2 protein-coding genes are annotated in these 2802 nt (G+C 34.2%); one reads left to right on the plus strand and one right to left on the minus strand.

Going from position 1 to position 2802, the window contains the following annotated elements:
- On the minus strand, positions 1-1073 hold a 1073-nt coding region (locus AB3X49_RS20735), incomplete at its 3' end, for a tetratricopeptide repeat protein (protein WP_367964457.1).
- Positions 1074-1272: 199 nt separating this feature from the next.
- Between AB3X49_RS20735 and AB3X49_RS20740 the strand changes: the two genes are divergently transcribed.
- Positions 1273-2736, plus strand: a complete 1464-nt coding sequence (locus AB3X49_RS20740; RefSeq protein WP_367964459.1) for a nicotinate phosphoribosyltransferase — start codon at positions 1273-1275, stop codon at positions 2734-2736.
- Positions 2737-2802 lie beyond the last annotated feature (66 nt).

Here is a 2802-nt window from a genome sequence, read left to right on the forward strand (position 1 = left end):
TATTTATATCTTAAATTTAACAATAAATATAACATCCCTTTGTATCTATCATCTTTCCTTGCAGCAAGGATACCTTTTTCAATCCATTCAGCCGCTTCCTCAAGTTCTCCTAATTGAATACACTGTAACGAGAGCTCATACATGGCATCAATATAATTCATTTCCTCTTCTTTTTTATACTTTAAGCATTCTATATAATACTCTTTCGCCTTGGCATAATTTTTTTGTCGGTAGTACAGATAACCAATATTATTTAAAGCAATAGAAAGAATATTATCTTTATCAGCAAAAGAAGTTGCTTCTCTTATGATATGATTATAGATTTCCATAGCTTCATTATATTGTTTTTTTCTAGTATAACTAAACGCAATTAAAAACTTACAATTAATTATATTTCTAAATTTATATTCACTTTTAAAACCTTCTAATGCCACATTAGCAAAATATAATGTCATATGGTCTATTTCCATCTGACTATATGTCAATGCCAAATTATAATATATTCCTGTTTCATAATATCCTAACTCTTTCGCCATCGATTCCGTCTTTAACAGATATTCTAATGCCTGCGTATATTTGTACTGCACAGAATATAATAATGCCTTATTATACGTATATAACATCTTCTGAAAAGGCGAGTATTTCTTATACACTTTCTTCAATCCGTCCAATTCTTCTTCAACAGCAGGGAGATCCCGCTTCATCATTAAATAACGTGTATACAGCAGTTTATAATAATTTATAATTTCAAAATCCAACACATGCTTCATTTCACCTTGCAACTCTTCGTATATGCGCTCTACTTGTTGCTTGTCCAAATGAACTAATGCATTCAACCACTCGTCCAACTTCACCTTCACATCTTCTTCTACATCTCTCAAATCCGTCACAGCAATTTCTAGTCTTGTGCAGAGCAATTGTAGAATTTCTTCTGATGCTTCAATCTTTCCATTTTCGATCTTACTTAAGTATGAGACAGAACAAATGCCCTGACATAATTCTTCCTGTGTCATTTTTTGCTGTAGCCGTTTATAAAAAACTTGCTTGCCTATTTTTTCTAATGTTTGTTGCATTGTCCTCCTCCATTCTCATTACCCCCATTACTCTAATAATACATAAAATCTAGAGAAATATAAATTGATAAATTTAAATTTTCTAAAAAATATGCATTATTTCATTTTTTTCTCTCTTGACTTCAATCCCCTATTACTTCTTTGCTACGAAAGGGGAAAAATTGGTATACTATAACCAAATTACGGAGGTGTTTTCGCAATGAATCATTATAAAGACGATAGTTACGCCTTACATACAGATTTATATCAAATCAACATGGCTTATACATATTGGAAAGATGGTATTCATACTCGCCGTTCTGTTTTTGATCTATACTTTCGAAAGCTTCCATTCGAAAACGGCTATGCTGTTTTTGCTGGTCTTGAAAAAATTGTAGAGTACATAGAAAATTTCAGCTTTACCGAAAGTGACATCGCTTATTTAGCAGAGCTGCAATTTGAAGAAGACTTCCTTCATTATTTACAAAACATGAAATTTACTGGCACGATTCGTAGTATGCAAGAAGGCGAAGTTGTTTTTAATAACGAACCATTATTACGTGTTGATGCACCGCTTGGCGAGGCACAAATAATTGAAACTGCCCTCTTAAATATTGTAAATTACCAAACATTAATTGCTACAAAAGCTGCACGTATGAAGCACGCTGCAAATAATGATGAGCTTTTAGAGTTCGGTACAAGACGCGCTCATGAGTTTGATGCTGCCCTTTGGGGAACACGAGCTGCCTTTATTGGTGGTTTTTCATCTACCAGTAACGTTCGCGCAGGGAAACGATTTGGCATCCCTGTAGCTGGCACACATGCCCATTCTTTCGTTCAAGCATATCGCGATGAATATGTTGCATTTAAAAAATATGCTGAAACACATAAAAAATGTGTATTTCTTGTCGATACATACGACACATTAAAATCTGGTGTTCCAAATGCGATTCGTGTTGCAAAAGAGTTCGGGGATCGTATCGATTTTTATGGCATTCGCCTTGATAGTGGTGATATGGCATATTTATCAAAGGAGGCCAGAAAACAACTTGATGCAGCTGGATTTACAAACACAAAAATTATCGCTTCTAGCGATTTAGATGAATATACGATTATGCACTTGAAATCTCAAGGGGCAAAAATTGATGTATGGGGTGTTGGTACAAAGCTGATTACATCCTTTGAGCAGCCAGCATTAGGGGCTGTTTATAAACTAGTCGCTATTGAAGATACTGACGGAAAATTAAATGATACGATTAAGATTTCATCTAATCTTGAAAAAATTACAACCCCAGGACTTAAACGAATTTATCGTATTATTAACCGTGTTAACGATCATGCAGAGGGCGATTATATTGCTTTAGAGTCAGAAGAACCCGGAAAAGAAGAGCGTTTAAAAATGTTTCATCCAGTTCATACATATATAAGTAAATTCGTAACAAGCTTTGAAGCACGCGAACTGCATCAAGATATTTTCATTAACGGTAAAAGAGCGTATGAATTACCTAATATATTAGATATTCAAAAGTATAATGAACACAGCCTCTCACTATTTTGGGAAGAGTATATGCGAACTTTAAACCCTGAAGAGTACCCTGTCGATTTAAGCCAAGAATGTTGGGATCATAAAATGAATTATATTCAAACTGTTCGAGAACAGGTTGAAAAAAACATACAAAAATAAAGTGAAGCTTTAATCAGTGGGTTTTGTCCCTCCCCCACTTCTCCATTTTTCAATACTATATGGATA

This window comes from Bacillus sp. C30, from assembly GCF_040838255.1.
Classification (GTDB): domain Bacteria; phylum Bacillota; class Bacilli; order Bacillales; family Bacillaceae_G; genus Bacillus_A; species Bacillus_A mycoides.

Excerpts from the sequence above, each read along its gene's own strand:
- AB3X49_RS20740 (WP_367964459.1), top strand. The coding sequence starts at position 1,273 with ATGAATCATTATAAAGACGATAGTTACGCCTTACATACAGATTTATAT.